The following is a 16,276-nucleotide window of genomic DNA, read 5'->3' as shown; positions in this document are numbered from 1 at the left end:
CCTGATGGCCCTGCACCTGGTGCGCCACGGCCCCCCGCTCATCGACCCGACGACGCCGGCGAGCAGCTGGCACCTGGACCCCGACGAGGTGGACCGGGTCCGCGAGCTCGCCGAGGCCGGGGTGCTCCCGGAGCGGGCCCGCTGGGTCAGCTCGGACGAGCCCAAGGCGGTCGAGACGGCGCGCATCCTGGCCGGCGACGCCGACGTCGAGGTTCTCGAGGACCTGCGTGAGCAGTACCGCCCGGCGGGCTGGGTCGACGCGTACGCCGTCCGCGTGCACCGTTCGGTGATCCACCCCGACGAGCCGCCGGAGGAGGGCTGGGAGACGGCCGGCGCCACCCGGGTACGGGTGGCCCGGACCGTGCGGGCGCTCGTCGAGGAGACACCCGGGGACGTCGTCCTCGTCGGGCACGGCACGGCGTGGACGCTGGCGGTCGCCGAGCTCACCGGCAGCCCGGTCGACCTCGTCGCCTGGGAGCGGATGCAGCTGCCCGACCACTGCGTCATCGACGGCGGGGAGGTGGTGCGCCCGTGGGGCGCCTGGCGGTCGGGCTGAGTCGCAGGGGACCGGCCGGGCTCGTGCGACCATGGGCCGGTCATGCCTGAACCGCTGCCCCTCGTCGGACGCCGACCCGCGGCCGGCGAGCTGACCTTCACCGCACCGCGCCGCGGCAAGCCGCCGCGGCACCTCGCCGACCTGTCCCCGGCCGAGCGAGCCGAGGTCGCCGCCGAGCTGGGGGAGCGGCCGTTCCGGGCCCGCCAGCTCGCCGTGCACTACTTCGAGCACCTCACCCGTGACCCGGCCCGGATGACCGACCTGCCGGCCGCGGGCCGGGAGCGGCTCGTCGGCACCCTGCTGCCCGAGCTGCTCACCCCGGTGCGGGTCCTGACCGCCGACGCCGGGGCGACGGTCAAGACGCTGTGGCGGCTGCACGACGGGGCCCTCGTCGAGAGCGTGCTGATGCGCTACCGGGACCGGGTGACCCTGTGCGTGTCGAGCCAGGCCGGCTGCGGGATGAACTGCCCGTTCTGCGCCACCGGGCAGGCCGGGCTGACCCGCAACCTGTCCGCCGCCGAGATCGTCGAGCAGGTCGTCGCGGCCGCCCGGTCGCTGCGGGACGGCGAGGTCGCCGGCGGCGCGGTGGCCGCGCCGCTGCGGGTGAGCAACGTCGTGTTCATGGGCATGGGCGAGGCGCTGGCCAACTACCGGGCCGCGATGACCGCCGTCCGGGCGATGACGGCGCCGCCTCCGGACGGGCTGGGCATCTCCGCCCGCGGCGTCACGGTGTCCACCGTGGGCCTCGTCCCGGCCATCGACCGGCTGGCCGGCGAGGGCGTCCCGGTGACGCTGGCGCTGTCCCTGCACGCCCCGGACGACGAGCTGCGCGACGAGCTGGTGCCGGTCAACACCCGCTGGCGGGTCGGGCAGGCCCTGGACGCCGCCCGCCGGTACTTCGAGGCGACCGGACGGCGGGTCAGCATCGAGTACGCCCTGATCCGCGACGTCAACGACCAGGCCTGGCGGGCCGACCTGCTCGCCGACGAGCTGCTGGCCCGTGGCCGCGGCTGGGTGCACGTCAACCCGATCCCGCTCAACCCGACACCAGGCTCGCGGTGGACCGCCAGCGACCCGCAGGTCGAGGCGGAGTTCGTCCGCCGGCTGCGGCGCCGCGGCATCCCCACCACCGTGCGCGACACCCGGGGCAGCGACATCGACGGCGCCTGCGGTCAGCTGGCAGCCGCCCCGGTCCCTGGCCTGGCACGATGAGCGCCGTGCCGAGCAGCGTCTCCCGCAGCAGCTTCTCCCGCACCGGCCGGTGGGCCCGCGGGTACCACGTCGAGCAGGTCGACGAGTTCTTCGACCGTGCCCGGGTCGCCTACGAGCACGCCGAGGCCGGTGCCGCCGTGACCTCCGCGGACGTGCGGCGGGTGGGCTTCGACCTGGTCCGTGGCGGCTACGACGTCGGGCAGGTGGACGCCGCCCTGGACCGGCTGGAGGACGCGTTCGCCCGCCGGGAGCAGGAGGGCCTGCGGGCGCGGGTCGGTGCGCAGGCCGCCCTGGAGAACCTCACCACCCGGGCGCGCACCTTGCGCGGGCGGCTGCTGCGTCCCGACGGGGACCGGTTCGACCGGGCCACCGGGTTCGCCCCGGCGTACGACCCGGACGACGTCGACGAGCTGTGCCACCGGGTGCTCGGCTACCTCGACCACGGCGACCCGATGTCCGTCGACGAGGTGCGCCGCGCGGTCTTCCGGACCCGGCGCGGCTCGCGCGGCTACCGGGAGGAGCAGGTGGACGCCTTCCTCGACCGGGTGGTGGAGGTCATGGTCGCGGTCGAGTGAGCACCGGCGGGCCGGGGTGCGCGGCGTCACCGAGCGCGGCGAGCACCCCGTCGGTGTCGGAGGCGTCGTCGAGCAGGTGGACGCGTGCGGCCATCGGCCGCCCGGCGGCCAGCGCGCCGAGCAGGTCCCACGCGGGCAGGCGGCGCGTCCAGTGCTCGCGGCCGAGCAGGACCAGGGGCACCCCGCCGCCGGGGGAGTAGTACCCCGGGGTGGCCGCCTGGAACAGCTCCTGGAGCGTCCCGGCCGCGCCGGGCAGGTAGACGATGCCCGCGGTGACCGTGACGAGCAGGACGTCCTCCCGCAGCGCGTTGGAGAAGTACTTGGCCACCAGGCCCGGGAACACGTTCGGTGGCTCGTGCCCGTAGAACCACGTCGGGATCCCGATGCTCGCCGGGGAGTGCGGTGCGGGGTGGTCCGCCAGCACGTCGAGGCCCGCTCCGGCCCACGCGGCGACGTCCGGCGCGAAGTCCGGGACGGTTCCGAGGTGGTCGAGCGCGTCCTGCAGGGCCGCGTCGTCCGCACCGGCCAGCCGGGCACCGAGGTTGGCGGCCTCCATCGCCCCAGGGCCGCCGCCGGTGAGCACGAGGTGGCCGGCGCGGGAGAGCGCCCGGGCCAGGTGAGCCGCCTCGGCGTACTGCGGGGTACCCCGGCGCAGCGCGTGGCCGCCCATCACGCCGACCACGCTGCGCCCGGCCAGCACCTCCACGAGCGCGTCGGACACCGCGTCGTCGTGGACGGCCCGGACCATCGTGGCCAGGACGTCGTGGCGGGTCGTGGCGTCCCGCGACCACGCGTAGCAGCGGGCGTCAAGGGTGTGCTCGTAGCCGTCCTGCAGACCGGCGTACAGCTCCTCGGCCGTGTACAGCCGGTTGCGGTACGGGTCGACCGGGCACTGCGGCAGCGCCGGGAAGACGAGCGCCCCGCCGCGGCGCAGGTGCTCCTCGAGCCGCTCCCCGACCCGGCCGCCGAGCACGACGGCGCCGCGCGGGTCGGCCGCCAGCAGCTCCTCCTCCACCTCGGTGAGATCGAGGCCCTGCAGGCGCATCCCGTCCATCGGGGTCCCGGCGGCGAGCAGGGCGCGCAGGGTCTGGACGCTCTCGATCTCCATGCCGGCATCCTGCCTGGTGGCAGCACCCAGCGCCCTCGCGTGCTCACGGTCCCCTCGAGACGGCCACCGACGCAGGGGTGGCCAAGCGCCGACGAGGTGGCCAGGATGCGGGTATGAGCACAGGCGCGTACGAGCAGGCGTACCGGCGGTCCCTGCAGGATCCTGAGGGCTTCTGGGGCGAGGCCGCCGCCGGCGTGGACTGGATCCGCAGGCCCACCAGGGTGCTGGACGACGGCAACCCGCCCTTCTACCGCTGGTTCTCCGACGGCGTCCTCAACACCTGCTACAACGCGCTCGACCGGCACGTGGTCAACGGTCGCGGCGACCAGCCCGCACTCGTCCACGACTCCCCGGTGACCGGGACGAAGCGCGTCCTCACCTACGCCGAGCTGCTCGAGCTCGTCGCCCGCTTCGCCGGCGTGCTGCGGGACCTCGGCGTCGTCGCCGGGGACCGGGTCGTCATCTACATGCCGATGGTGCCCGAGGCGGTCGTCGCGATGCTCGCCTGCGCCCGGATCGGCGCCGTGCACAGCGTGGTGTTCGGGGGCTTCGCCCCCAGCGAGCTGGCCGCCCGCATCGACGACGCCCGGCCCCGGGTCGTCGTGTCCGCCTCGTGCGGCATCGAGCCGAGCCGGGTGGTGGAGTACAAGCCGATGCTCGACGCGGCCATCGAGCGCAGCGGGCACAAGCCGGAGCGGGTCGTCGTCCTGCAGCGGCCGCAGGCCGAGGCCGCCATGGGTGAGCGCGACCTCGACTGGGCCGAGCTCATGCGCCCGGGTGTCGTCGAGCCCGCCGAGTGCGTGCCGGTCGCCGCGACGGACCCGCTCTACGTGCTCTACACCTCCGGGACCACCGGTCGGCCGAAGGGGATCGTCCGGGACAACGGCGGCCACGCCGTGGCGCTGCACTGGTCGATGCGCAACGTCTTCGGTGTCGAGCCCGGTGAGACCTGGTGGACGGCGAGCGACGTCGGGTGGGTCGTCGGCCACTCCTACATCGTGTACGCCCCGCTGCTGGCCGGGTGCACCACCGTGCTGTACGAGGGCAAGCCGGTCGGCACCCCGGACTCCGGCGCGTTCTGGCGGGTGGCCGCCGAGCACGGGGCGGTCGCGCTGTTCACGGCGCCGACGGCGATCCGGGCGATCAAGAAGGACGACCCGGAGGGCACGCGGATCGCCGAGCACGACCTGTCCCGGCTGCGGACCCTGTTCCTCGCCGGCGAGCGGCTCGACCCCGACACCTACCACTGGGCGGCCGACCGGCTCGGCGTCCCGGTCATCGACAACTGGTGGCAGACCGAGACCGGCTGGCCGATCTGCGCGAACCTTCGCGGGCTGGAGCCGATGCCGGTCAAGCCCGGTTCCCCGACGGTGCCGGTGCCGGGCTACGACGTGCAGGTGCTGGGAGAGAACGGCGAGCCCCTGCCGCCCGGCACCGAGGGCGCCATCTGCATCCGCCTGCCGCTGCCACCGGGCACCCTGCCGACGCTGTGGGGCGACGACGAGCGGTACGTCGCGTCGTACCTGTCGGCGTTCCCCGGCTACTACCTCACCGGTGACGGCGGCTACAAGGACGAGGACGGCTACGTGTTCGTCATGGGGCGCACCGACGACGTCATCAACGTCGCCGGGCACCGGCTGTCCACCGGGTCCATGGAGGCCGCGATCGCCGGGCACCCCGCGGTCGCCGAGTGCGCGGTGATCGGCGTCCACGACGAGATGAAGGGCCAGGTGCCCCGGGGGCTGGTCGTGCTCAAGGGCGGGCAGGAGTACACCGACGCGGACGTCGAGCGGATCACCCGCGAGTGCGTCCAGCGGGTTCGCGACGAGGTGGGCGCGGTCGCGGCGCTGCGGCAGGTCGACGTCGTGCCGGCGCTGCCGAAGACCCGCTCGGGCAAGATCCTGCGCAAGACGATGCGGGAGATCGCCGACGGCCGGACGCCCGCGGTGCCCTCGACGATCGAGGACCCCGCCGTCCTCGACGCGCTGGCGTCGACGCTGCGGCGCTGACGCGGGGAGCCGCCGGCCGGGCTCGGTGGCTGGTGGGTTCGGTGACTGGCTGGGCTCAGTGACCGGTGAGGGCGGCCAGCGGCCGGGCCAGCACGGACGGCCGCCCGGTCACCCGCTCCTCGGCGTCCGCCCAGGACGCCAGCCGCAGCCCCGCGTTCACACCCAGCCACCGCAGCGGCTCGGGCTCCCACCGCCGGGTCGGGTGCTGCACCCAGGGCAGCGCGGTGAGCTCGCTGTCCCGGCCCAGGACGAGGTCGGCCAGCGTGCGGCCGGCGAGGAAGGACGTCGTCACACCGTCCCCGACGTACCCGCCGGCGGTGCCGACGCCGGTGCCGGGGTCGAACCGGACGGCGGGGTGCCAGTCGCGGGGGATGCCGAGCGGCCCGCCCCAGGCGTGGGTGAACCGGGCGCCGGCCAGCACCGGGAACATCGTGCGGGCCGTGCGGCGCAGGGCCGCGAACACGCGCTCGTCGTGGTCGTGCTCCGGGGAGATGCGCGACCCGAGGTGGTACGGCGCGCCCCGGCCGCCCAGGACCAGCCGGTCGTCCGCCGTCCGCTGCCCGTAGAGGACGACGTGCCGGTGCTCACCGAGCGTCTCCCGCCCGGCCAGCCCGACCTGCTCCCAGGTCGCCGCGTCCAGCGGCTCGGTCGCCACCAGGAGCGAGTACACCGGGACGACGTCCCGGCGGCGGCCCGGCAGCCCGGCCGTCCAGGCCTCGGTCGCGACCACGACCGCCTCGGCCGTCACCGTGCCCCGGTCGGTCCGCACCCGCCGCGGGGCGACGTCCAGGACCCGGGTGCGCTCGAGCACCGTCCCGCCCCGCGCCTCCACGGCGGCGGCGAGGCCGGTGACCAGGCGGGCCGGCTGGATCCGCGCACAGTCCGGCGTCCAGGTGCCGCCGAGCGCCCCGCGGACCCGGACGCGGCGGGTGACCTCCTCTGCGTCGAGCAGGTGCACCTCGTCCCGGCCGGCTGCCGCCGCCTCGGCCTCGGCGCGGGCCCGCGCGAGCTGGGCGGACCCGCGGGCGACGGTGACCGTGCCGCCCCGGACGTAGTCGCACTCGATGCCCTCGGCCGCGGTCACCTCGCCGAGGTCGCGCACGGCGGTGCGCATCGCCCGGCGCACGGCGAGCGCCGCGTCCCGGCCGTGGCGGCGCACCAGCGCCGCCGTCGAGACCGGGAACAGCGCCGACGCCCACCCGCCGTTGCGACCGCTGGCACCGAACCCGACGTGCTCCGCCTCGAGGACGAGGACGCGCAGGGACGGGTCGAGGACCAGCAGCCGGTGCGCCGTCCACAACCCGGTGAACCCGGCCCCGACGACGCACACGTCGGCGTCGGTGTCGCCGTCCAGCGGGTCGCGTCTCGGCTGCGGCCCGACCTGGTCGAACCACAGCCCGGGCGCGGCCAGGCTCACAGCCGCTCCCAGGCCTCCGTGAGGACGCCGCGCAGGATCTGCTCCATCGTGTCGAACTCGGCCTGACCGCTGATCAGCGGCGGGGCCAGCTGGACCACCGGGTCCCCGCGGTCGTCGGCGCGGCAGTACAGGCCCGCCTCGAACAGGGCCCGGGACAGGAAGCCGCGCAGCAGCCGCTCGGACTCCTCCTCGTCGAAGGTCTCCCGGGTCGTCTTGTCCTTGACCAGCTCGATCCCGTAGAAGAAGCCCTCGCCCCGCACGTCCCCGACGATCGGCAGGTCGAGCAGCTTCTCCAGCGTCGCCCGGAACGCGGGGGCGTTGCGCCGGACGTGCTCGTTGAGGCCCTCGCGCTCGAAGATGTCGAGGTTCGCCATCGCCACCGCCGCGGACACCGGGTGGCCACCGAAGGTGTACCCGTGGGAGAACGTCGTCTGCCCGTGCCGGAACGGCTCGAAGAGCCGGTCGGAGGCGATCATCGCGCCGATGGGCGAGTAGCCGGACGTCATCCCCTTCGCGCAGGTGATGATGTCGGGGGTGAAGCCGAAGTCGACGCAGGCGAACATCGAGCCGATCCGGCCGAACGCCGTGATCACCTCGTCGGACACGAGCAGCACGTCGTACTCGTCGCAGATCTCCCGGACCCGCTCGAAGTACCCGGGCGGCGGGGGGAAGCAGCCGCCGGAGTTCTGCACCGGCTCGAGGAAGACGGCGGCGACCGTGTCCGGGCCCTCGAACAGGATCGCCTCCTCGATCCGGTCGGCAGCCCAGCGGCCGAACGCCTTGGGGTCCTCCCGCAGGTGCTCAGGCGCCCGGTAGAGGTTGGTGTTCGGCACCTTGAACGCGCCGGGCACGAGCGGTTCGAAGGCCTCCTTCGCCGCGGGGATGCCGGTGATGGACAGCGCCCCCTGCGGGGTGCCGTGGTAGGCCACCGCGCGGCTGATCACCTTGTGCTTCGTCGGCTTGCCGACGAGCTTCCAGTACTGCTTGGCGAGCTTCCACGCGGACTCGACCGCCTCGCCGCCGCCGGTGGTGAAGAACACCCGGTTGAGGTCCCCGGGGGCGTAGTGGGCCAGCCGCTCGGCGAGGTCGATGGCCTGCGGGTGGGCGTAGGACCACAGCGGGAAGAACGCCAGCTCCCGCGCCTGGCGGGCCGCGGCGTCCGCGAGCTCGGCGCGGCCGTGCCCGACCTGGACGACGAACAGCCCGGACAGCCCGTCGAGGTACCGCTGGCCGGCGGCGTCCCAGACGTGGACGCCCTCGCCGCGGACGAGGATCGGCACCTCCGCCCCCTGCTCGTAGGGGGAGTGCCGGGTGAAGTGCATCCACAGGTGGTCTCGGGCCGCGTGGCTGCGGTGAGTTCCCCGCGGGGTGTCGGTGGGCTGGTGGTGGGCGGCCGCGAAGTCGGCCGGTGTCGTGGTCATCGGGTACCCCAGTTGTAGAGCTGCTTGCGCAGCCGCAGGTAGACGAACGTCTCGGTGCTATCCACGCCCTCGAGCCGCCGGATCCGGTCCCCGACGAGTCCCAGGAGGTGGTCGTCGTCCTCGCAGACGACCTCGGCGAGCAGGTCGAACGAGCCGGCGGTGATGACGACGTAGTCGACCTCCGGCATGTCGGCGAGCGCGTCGGCGACCCGCTCGAGCGGCCCGGAGCACCGCACGCCGACCATGGCCTGGCGGGCGAAGCCGACCTGCACCGGATCGGTCACGGCGACGATCTGCACGACGCCGTCGCCCAGGAGCTTCTGCACCCGTTGCCGGACGGCCGCCTCGGACAGCCCGACCGCCTTGCCGATGGTGGCGTACGGCCGGCGGCCGTCCTCCTGCAGCTGCTCGATGATCTGCTTGGAGACGTCGTCGAGGTGGTTCGGCCGGCCTCGGGTGCTCACCGGGCCGATGGTGGCCCGGTCCGGCGAGGAAATCAAGTGAATCCGCGCCGGGAGGGCCCTTCGGCAACCGATTCGTGCTTCGCGGGTTCGTAGTTCTACCGGATCTGGCCGTCACCGCGTTATCGTCACCGCGGGCGCCCCGTCCGCCGGTGGCGCTCCCGGACCGCACCCCGCCCGTGCAGCCCCGTCAGCAGCTGCCCGTAAGGAGAGCCACTGTGACCTCGCCGGACGTCCCCGCCCCCCGCCGCCTGCGCCACGTCGTCGACGGCGAGCTCGTCGACCCGCTGGGTGACCGGACCACCCCGGTCGTGGACCCCTCGACGGGTCAGGTCGTCGCCGAGTCGCCGGTGGGCACCGAGGAGGACGTCGACCGGGCCTACCGGGCCGCTGCCCGGGCGTTCGAGCAGTGGCGGGACACCACCCCGTCGGAGCGCCAGCTGGCCCTGCTGCGCCTGGCCGACACGATCGAGGCCCACGCCGACGAGCTCGTGGAGATGGAGGGCCGCAACACCGGCAAGCCGAACGCGCTGACCGCCAGCGAGGAGATCCCGCCGATGGTGGACCAGCTCCGGTTCTTCGCCGGTGCCGCGCGCCTGCTCGAGGGCAGGTCCGCGGGGGAGTACATGCGCGGGCACACGTCCTGGATCCGGCGGGAGCCGGTCGGCGTCGTCGGCCAGGTCGCGCCGTGGAACTACCCGATGATGATGGCGGTCTGGAAGATCGGCCCCGCCCTGGCAGCCGGCAACACCGTGGTGCTCAAGCCCAGCGACACCACGCCGGAGACCACCCTGCGCATCGCCGAGCTCGCGGCCGAGTTCCTGCCGCCGGGCGTGCTCAACGTGATCACCGGCGACCGGGACACCGGCCGGGCGCTCGTCGCGCACCCGACACCCCAGCTCGTGGCGATCACCGGGTCGGTCCGGGCCGGCATGGAGGTGGCCGGCGCGGCCGCCCGCGACGTCAAGCGGGTCCACCTGGAGCTCGGCGGCAAGGCGCCGGTGCTGGTGTTCGACGACGCCGACGTGGCCGCTGCCGCCGAGGGCATCGCCGCGGCCGGCTACTTCAACGCCGGGCAGGACTGCACCGCCGCCACCCGCGTCCTGGCCGGCCCGCGGGTGCACGACGACGTCGTCGCCGCGCTGACCGAGCAGGCCCGCCGGGTCAGGGTCGGGCGGCCCCAGGACCCCGAGGCGGACATGGGTGCCGTCAACAACGCCGACCAGCTGCGGCACGTCACCGGCTTCCTCGAGCGGCTCCCGGACCACGCCCGGATCCAGGCCGGCGGGCACCGGATGGAGGGCATGGGCGGTGGGTTCTTCGTCGAGCCGACGGTGGTGGACAACCTGCGCCAGGACGACGAGATCGTCCAGCGGGAGGTCTTCGGCCCCGTCATCACCGTCCAGCGGTTCGACGACGAGGAGCAGGCGGTGCGCTGGGCCAACGGCGTCGAGTACGGCCTCGCCTCCAGCGTGTGGACGACGGACGTCGGACGGGCGCTGCGGGTCAGTCGCCGGCTCGACTTCGGCACGGTGTGGATCAACACCCACATCCCGCTGGTGGCCGAGATGCCGCACGGCGGCTTCAAGCACTCCGGGTACGGCAAGGACCTGTCGGTGTACGCGCTCGAGGACTACACCCGCATCAAGCACGTGATGGCTGCCATCGAGTAAACCCAGGTCACGATTTCGTTGCGAGTCCTCGCAGACGCGACGGAAAGCGTCGCGACACTCTTGTTCCGCACGCGTGTCGGTGTCAGGATTCCGCGCACCACGTCCACCACACCCACTACGCCCATCACGTCCACGGCCAGTACGGCCACCACGGCCACCGTGCCGGTGGGCGCCGCCCGAGTCGTCGAGGAGGAACGGTGACCGACCGTCGGCACGACGTCATCGACCCGGCCACCGGCGAGGTCGTCGACTCCCTGCCGCTGGCAGGTGCCGCCGAGGTCGACGCCGCGGTCGCCCGGGCCCGCCGGGCCGCGCCCGAGTGGGCAGCCGCCACCCCGGCCGAGCGCTCGGCGGCGCTGCACGCGCTGGCACGCCGGCTGGCGCAGACCGCCGAGGACCTGGCCGGCACCGAGACACGGCAGACCGGCAAGGCGATCCGGCTGTCCCGCGAGTTCGACGTCCCCGGCACCGTCGACAACGCCGCGTTCTTCGCCGGTGCCGCCCGCGTGCTCGAGGGGAAGGCCGCCGGGGAGTACTCACCGGACCACACCTCCTACGTGCGCCGCGAGGCGGTCGGCGTGGTCGGCTCGGTAGCGCCGTGGAACTACCCCCTGCAGATGGCGGGCTGGAAGATCCTGCCGGCCGTCGCGGCCGGCAACACGATCGTGCTCAAGCCGAGCGAGCTCACCCCGTTGACCTCGCTCATGGTCGAGCAGGCGTGCCGGGACGCCGGGATGCCCGACGGCGTCGTGTCCGTCGTCGTCGGGACCGGGCCGGAGGCGGGGGAGGCCCTCGTCGGGCACCCGGACGTCGACATGGTGTCGTTCACGGGGTCCACCGCCGTGGGCCGGCGGGTGATGTCGGTCGCGGCCCGGCGGGCGGCCCGCGTGCACCTGGAGCTCGGCGGCAAGGCGCCGTTCGTCGTCCTCGACGACGCCGACCTGCAGGCGGCCGCCCACGGCGCCGTGGCCGGTGCCCTGATCAACGCCGGGCAGGACTGCACCGCCGCCACCCGCGCGATCGTGCCCCGAGCGGTGCACGACGAGTTCGTCGCCGCGGTCGCGGACCTCTTCGCCGGCGTCCGGGTCGGCGACCCCACCGACCCGGCCACCGACATGGGCTCGCTGGTGTCCCGCCGGCAGCAGCAGCGGGTGCACGGCTTCGTCGAGCGGGCCCGCGCGGACGGCGCCACGGTGCTCACCGGCGGGCGCCTGCCCGGTGGTGAGCTGGCGCGGGGCGCCTTCTACGAGCCGACGCTGGTCACCGGGGCCGCACGGGACTCCGAGATCGCCCGTGAGGAGGTGTTCGGGCCGGTCCTCGTCGTGCTGGCCCACGACGGGGACGACGACGCGCTCGAGGTCGCCAACGACACCGAGTACGGCCTGGCGGCGTCGGTGTGGACCCGGGACGTCGTGCGGGCCCAGCGCTTCACCCGTGGCATCCGTGCCGGTGTCGTCTGGGTCAACGACCACATCCCGATCATCAGCGAGATGCCGCACGGGGGCTACAAGTCCTCCGGCTTCGGCAAGGACATGAGCTCGTACTCCCTGGAGGAGTACACGAACGTCAAGCACGTCATGACCGACCTGACCGGCGCCGCGCGCAAGGCGTGGCACCGCACGGTCTTCACCGCCCGAGAGGACCTCCGATGACTCCACCCGTCCGCCGGCCCCGCCGGCCCCGCCGTCCGCTCACCGCCGGCGACCTCGCCGCCGTCCCGCCGCACGTCCGCCCCCTCGTCGCGGCCCAGCTGACCCGCCGCGGGGTGCTGCGCGGTGCCGGGGTGCTGGGCGTCGGAGGCCTGCTCGCCGCCTGCGGCACGGGCTCCGGGACCGAGGGCACCTCCACCGCGGGGACCCTCACCCCCGCTCAGGACCGTTCCGACACCGAGAAGGTCGTCAACTGGGCCAACTGGACCCTCTACCTGGACCAGAGCGAGGACGGGCAGAGCTACCCCACCCTCGAGGCGTTCACCGAGCAGACCGGCATCGAGGTGACCTACAGCGAGGACATCGACGGCAACGACAGCTACTACGGCAAGATCCAGGGCCAGCTCGCCAACGGCCAGGACATCGGCCAGGACATCGTCACGTTCACCGACTGGATGGCCGCGCGGATGATCCGCCAGGGGTACACCCAGGAGCTCGACGAGGCGAACGTCCCGAACAAGAAGAACATCCTGCCCAACCTCGCCGACGTCGACTTCGACCCCGGCCGGCGGCACTCCCTCACCTGGCAGTCCGGCTTCGCCGGTCTGGCGTGGAACACCGAGAAGGTCCCCGAGATGCGCAGCGTCGAGGACCTGTGGCGGCCCGAGCTCAGGGGCCGGGTCGAGGTGCTCGACGAGATGCGGGACACGATGGGGCTGATCATGATGTCCCAGGGCGTCGACATCTCCGGTGACTGGGGCGAGGACGAGTTCGCCGCCGCCCTCGCCGTCCTGGAGGAGCAGATCGCCAGCGGCCAGATCCGCCAGGTGCGCGGCAACTCCTACAAGGAGGACCTCATCTCCGAGGACGCGCTGGCCGTCATCGGCTGGTCCGGGGACATCACCCAGATCAACTTCGAGAACGGCGACAAGTGGGCCTTCGCCCTCCCGGAGTCCGGCGGGACGCTGTGGAGCGACAACCTGCTCGTGCCGATCGGCAGCCCGCACAAGAAGAACGCCGAGACGCTGATGAACTACTACTACGACCCCGAGGTCGCCGCCCAGGTGGCCGCGTGGGTGAACTACATCAGCCCGGTCCAGGGGGCTCGGGAGGCGATGGAGGCGATCGACCCCGAGCTCGTCGACGACCCGCTGATCTTCCCCACCGACGAGTACCTGCAGAACGTCCAGGTGTTCCGCTCCCTGGAGCCGGCCGAGGAGCAGCAGTTCAACGCCGACTTCCAGGCGGTGATCGGCAACTGATGGCGGGCCCCGCCGGCGCCGAGGGTGGCGCCGACCTCGAGCTGGACCGGGTGACGAAGGCCTTCGGGACCTTCACCGCGGTCGACGACCTGTCCCTGACCGTGCCCGCCGGGTCGTTCTTCGCCCTGCTCGGACCCTCCGGGTGCGGCAAGACGACGACGCTGCGGATGGTCGCCGGCCTCGAGCAGCCGACGTCCGGGGCGCTGCGGATCGGCGGACGGGACATCACCGCCGCCAAGCCCCACAAGCGACCGGTCAACACCGTCTTCCAGAACTACGCGCTGTTCCCGCACCTCGACGTTCTCGACAACGTCGCGTTCGGGCTGCGGCGCCGTGGGGTGAAGGACGCGCAGCAGCAGGCGGAGTCCGCGCTCGACCTCGTCGAGCTGCGCCACCTCGCCCGGCGCCGGCCGGCGCAGCTCTCCGGCGGTCAGCAGCAGCGGGTGGCGCTTGCCCGGGCGATCGTCAACCGGCCGTCGGTGCTGCTGCTCGACGAGCCGCTCGGCGCCCTGGACCTGAAGCTGCGGCGCCAGATGCAGGTCGAGCTCAAGCGGATCCAGACCGAGGTCGGCCTCACCTTCGTGCACGTCACCCACGACCAGGAGGAGGCCATGACGATGGCCGACACGGTCGCGGTGATGAACGCGGGCCGGATCGAGCAGATGGGCGCGCCGGCCGAGCTGTACGAGCTGCCCCGCACCGTGTTCGTGGCCAACTTCCTCGGCCAGTCCAACCTCGTCCCGGGCACCGTGGCGGGGCGCCGCGGGGACGCGCTGGAGGTCGAGCTGCTGGGCCGCCGGGCCCTCGTGCCGACCGCGCGGTCCGTCGTCCACGACGGCCGGGTGCTCGTCGGCGTCCGGCCCGAGAAGGTGCACCTCGTCACCGAGGCCGAGGAGGTGCCCACGGACGTCAACGTCCTGGGACCCGGCCGGGTCGTCGACGTCTCCTTCGCCGGGGTCAGCACCCAGTTCCTCGTCGACGTGCCGGGGGCGGGGCGGCTCACCGTGTTCACGCAGAACCTCGAGGTGTCGCCGACCGCCCGCGTCGGCGACACGGTGCACCTGGCCTGGGCCCCGCAGCACGGCTTCGGCCTGGGCGGTGACGAGAACACCCACGCCGGGCTCGAGGAGCTGGAGGCCGAGCTGCGTCCCAGCGGGGTGGGCTGATGGCCCTCGCCGGTGCGCTGCACACATCCGGCGCCGGGGCGGAGGTGTCCCCGCAGCGCCCGGGCCGGCGCGTGCCCTACCTGCTGCTGCTCCCCGGGACCCTGTGGCTGCTCGTCTTCTTCGCGCTGCCGATCGTCGTGCTGTTCAGCACCTCGCTCATGGTCCCGGTGCCCGGCGGCGAGATCGGCGAGTACGCACCGGGGCTGCGGTTCGCCAACTACACCGAGGCCCTGGCCCAGTACTGGCCGCAGTTCCTGCGGTCCTTCGGCTACGGGTTGACCGCCACCGTCCTGGCGCTGGCGATCGGGTACCCGCTGGCGTACGTGATCGCCGTCCGGGCCCGGGGCCGTCCGCTGCTGCAGCAGGTGATGCTGCTCATGGTCATCGCGCCGTTCTTCGTGAGCTTCATCCTGCGCACCCTGGCCTGGCGGCAGATCCTCGCCGACGAGAGCCTGGTCGTGACGACCCTCAAGGCCGTCTCGCTGCTGCCGGACGACGCCCGCCTCACCGCGACGCCGGTCGCCGTGATCGCCGGCCTGACCTACAACTTCCTGCCGTTCATGACGCTGCCGATCTACGCCAGCCTCGAGCGACTGGACCTGCGTCTCATCGAGGCCGGCCAGGACCTGTACGCCAGCGCCGTCGGGACGTTCCGGCGGGTGACGCTGCCGCTGTCCATGCCCGGTGTGGTGGCCGGCACCCTGCTGACGTTCATCCCGGCGACCGGCGACTACGTCAACGCGGCCCTGCTCGGCACCTCCCGGACGGCGATGATCGGCAACGTCATCGACTCCCGGTTCTTCCGGGTCGTCGACTACCCGACCGCCGCGGCCCTGTCGTTCATGCTGATGGGGACGATCGTCGTCCTCGTCGCGCTCTACGTCCGCCGGGCCGGGACGGAGGACCTGGTATGACCGCGGGCGAGGTCGCCGCCGGCGGGGTCGCCGCGGCCCGGGTCGAGCCACCCGTGCGGCGTCGCCGCCGGTTCGCGCTGGGGGACTACCTGCTGCCCGCGTTCGCGGCGCTCGCGTTCGTCTACCTGTTCGTCCCGATCGCCTACACGTTCGTCTTCTCCTTCAACGACTCCGGCAAGAGCAACCTCGTCTGGCAGGGCTTCACCCTGGACAACTGGGCCAACCCGTGCGGGGCGCCGGGGGTGTGCGGCGCGGTCGTCAACAGCATCCAGATCGGGCTGATCGCCACCGTGGCCGCGACGGCGATGGGCACCCTGATCGCCGTCGCCCTCGTGCGCTACCGGTTCCGGTTCCGGTCCACGATGAACCTGCTGATCTTCCTGCCGATGGCCACCCCGGAGGTCGTGCTCGGTGCGTCGCTGCTCGCGCAGTTCCTCAACTTCCGGGTGAACCCGGGGTTCTGGACCATCGTCATCGCCCACACGATGTTCTGCATCAGCTTCGTCGTCGTCACGGTCAAGGCACGAGTGGCGAGCCTCGACCCGCGGCTCGAGGAGGCCGCGGCCGACCTCTACGCCTCGCCGGTGCAGGCGTTCTGGCGGGTCACCTTCCCGCTGCTGCTGCCGGGGATCGCCGTAGCGGCGATGCTCGCGTTCGCCCTCAGCTTCGACGACTTCATCATCACGAACTTCAACTCCGGCAACACCGACACGTTCCCCAAGTTCGTCTACGTCTCGGCCACCCGCGGCATCCCGGCCCAGGCCAACGTCATCGGGTCGGCGATGTTCCTCCTGGCCCTGGGGGTCGTCGTCCTCGGCCGGGTGCTCAGCAGGAGGCGACGGGCCGCGTGAGA

General features: G+C 73.4%; 14 protein-coding genes. 10 read left to right on the top strand and 4 right to left on the bottom strand.

The features are described from left to right. The first annotated feature begins 4 nt into the window (after positions 1–4). From ACFP6A_RS06880 to ACFP6A_RS06870, 3 genes are read left to right on the top strand one after another with little or no spacing between them, the layout of a single operon-like run. The gene (locus ACFP6A_RS06880; RefSeq protein WP_379602612.1) at positions 5–556 is read left to right on the top strand and encodes a histidine phosphatase family protein; all 552 of its coding nucleotides are present in this window, start codon (positions 5–7) and stop codon (positions 554–556) included. 42 nt (positions 557–598) lie between these two features. After that, positions 599–1,768 (top strand): 23S rRNA (adenine(2503)-C(2))-methyltransferase RlmN, encoded by a 1,170-nt coding sequence (rlmN, locus tag ACFP6A_RS06875; protein WP_379602610.1) that lies wholly within the window; start codon positions 599–601, stop codon positions 1,766–1,768. Then, positions 1,765–2,343, top strand: coding sequence for a DivIVA domain-containing protein (locus ACFP6A_RS06870; protein WP_379602609.1), 579 nt, complete (start codon positions 1,765–1,767; stop codon positions 2,341–2,343). The genes rlmN and ACFP6A_RS06870 overlap by 4 nt, the downstream gene beginning before the upstream one ends. Here the strand turns inward: ACFP6A_RS06870 and ACFP6A_RS06865 are convergent. After that, the gene (locus ACFP6A_RS06865; RefSeq protein WP_379602608.1) at positions 2,324–3,451 is read right to left on the bottom strand and encodes an LOG family protein; all 1,128 of its coding nucleotides are present in this window, start codon (positions 3,449–3,451) and stop codon (positions 2,324–2,326) included. The genes ACFP6A_RS06870 and ACFP6A_RS06865 overlap by 20 nt on opposite strands. A 113-nt stretch (positions 3,452–3,564) precedes the next feature. Between ACFP6A_RS06865 and ACFP6A_RS06860 the strand changes: the two genes are divergently transcribed. Beyond that, positions 3,565–5,460, top strand: coding sequence for a propionyl-CoA synthetase (locus ACFP6A_RS06860; RefSeq protein WP_379602607.1), 1,896 nt, complete (start codon positions 3,565–3,567; stop codon positions 5,458–5,460). A 55-nt stretch (positions 5,461–5,515) separates the two neighbouring features. On the opposite strand, the gene ACFP6A_RS06855 is transcribed toward ACFP6A_RS06860, so the two are convergent. The 3 genes from ACFP6A_RS06855 to ACFP6A_RS06845 are packed head-to-tail and all read right to left on the bottom strand — an operon-like array spanning position 5,516 to position 8,762. Next, complete coding sequence (locus ACFP6A_RS06855) at positions 5,516–6,877, bottom strand: NAD(P)/FAD-dependent oxidoreductase (protein ID WP_379602605.1); 1,362 nt, start codon at positions 6,875–6,877, stop codon at positions 5,516–5,518. Continuing rightward, positions 6,874–8,298 (bottom strand): aspartate aminotransferase family protein, encoded by a 1,425-nt coding sequence (locus ACFP6A_RS06850; RefSeq protein WP_379602603.1) that lies wholly within the window; start codon positions 8,296–8,298, stop codon positions 6,874–6,876. Before ACFP6A_RS06850 ends, ACFP6A_RS06855 begins: the two co-directional genes overlap by 4 nt. Then, the gene (locus ACFP6A_RS06845) at positions 8,295–8,762 is read right to left on the bottom strand and encodes an Lrp/AsnC family transcriptional regulator (RefSeq protein ID WP_379602601.1); all 468 of its coding nucleotides are present in this window, start codon (positions 8,760–8,762) and stop codon (positions 8,295–8,297) included. The genes ACFP6A_RS06850 and ACFP6A_RS06845 overlap by 4 nt, the downstream gene beginning before the upstream one ends. Positions 8,763–8,977: 215 nt before the next feature. On the opposite strand from ACFP6A_RS06845, the gene ACFP6A_RS06840 reads away from it, so the two are divergent. From ACFP6A_RS06840 to ACFP6A_RS06815, 6 genes are all read left to right on the top strand, one after another. Next, complete coding sequence (locus ACFP6A_RS06840; RefSeq protein WP_379602599.1) at positions 8,978–10,432, top strand: gamma-aminobutyraldehyde dehydrogenase; 1,455 nt, start codon at positions 8,978–8,980, stop codon at positions 10,430–10,432. A 197-nt stretch (positions 10,433–10,629) separates the two neighbouring features. Next, positions 10,630–12,084 carry an aminobutyraldehyde dehydrogenase gene (locus ACFP6A_RS06835; RefSeq protein WP_379602597.1) on the top strand — a complete coding sequence of 485 codons (1,455 nt, stop codon included), beginning with the start codon at positions 10,630–10,632 and terminating at the stop codon, positions 12,082–12,084. Then, positions 12,081–13,343, top strand: a complete 1,263-nt coding sequence (locus ACFP6A_RS06830) for a spermidine/putrescine ABC transporter substrate-binding protein (RefSeq protein WP_379602596.1) — start codon at positions 12,081–12,083, stop codon at positions 13,341–13,343. The genes ACFP6A_RS06835 and ACFP6A_RS06830 overlap by 4 nt, the downstream gene beginning before the upstream one ends. Continuing rightward, positions 13,343–14,509, top strand: a complete 1,167-nt coding sequence (locus ACFP6A_RS06825; protein WP_379602595.1) for an ABC transporter ATP-binding protein — start codon at positions 13,343–13,345, stop codon at positions 14,507–14,509. Before ACFP6A_RS06830 ends, ACFP6A_RS06825 begins: the two co-directional genes overlap by 1 nt. Continuing rightward, a complete protein-coding gene (locus ACFP6A_RS06820; RefSeq protein ID WP_379602593.1) occupies positions 14,509–15,423 on the top strand; it encodes an ABC transporter permease in 915 nt (304 codons plus the stop codon). The genes ACFP6A_RS06825 and ACFP6A_RS06820 overlap by 1 nt, the downstream gene beginning before the upstream one ends. Next, positions 15,420–16,274, top strand: a complete 855-nt coding sequence (locus ACFP6A_RS06815) for an ABC transporter permease (protein WP_379602592.1) — start codon at positions 15,420–15,422, stop codon at positions 16,272–16,274. The genes ACFP6A_RS06820 and ACFP6A_RS06815 overlap by 4 nt, the downstream gene beginning before the upstream one ends. The last annotated feature ends 2 nt before the right edge of the window (positions 16,275–16,276 follow it).

It is taken from the genome of Quadrisphaera sp. GCM10027208 (genome assembly GCF_042658805.1).
In the GTDB taxonomy this organism is placed as follows: Bacteria; Actinomycetota; Actinomycetes; order Actinomycetales; family SCSIO-59966; genus SCSIO-59966.
Note: the sequence above shows the minus strand (reverse complement) of the source record. Positions and strands in the feature narration are given on the sequence as shown.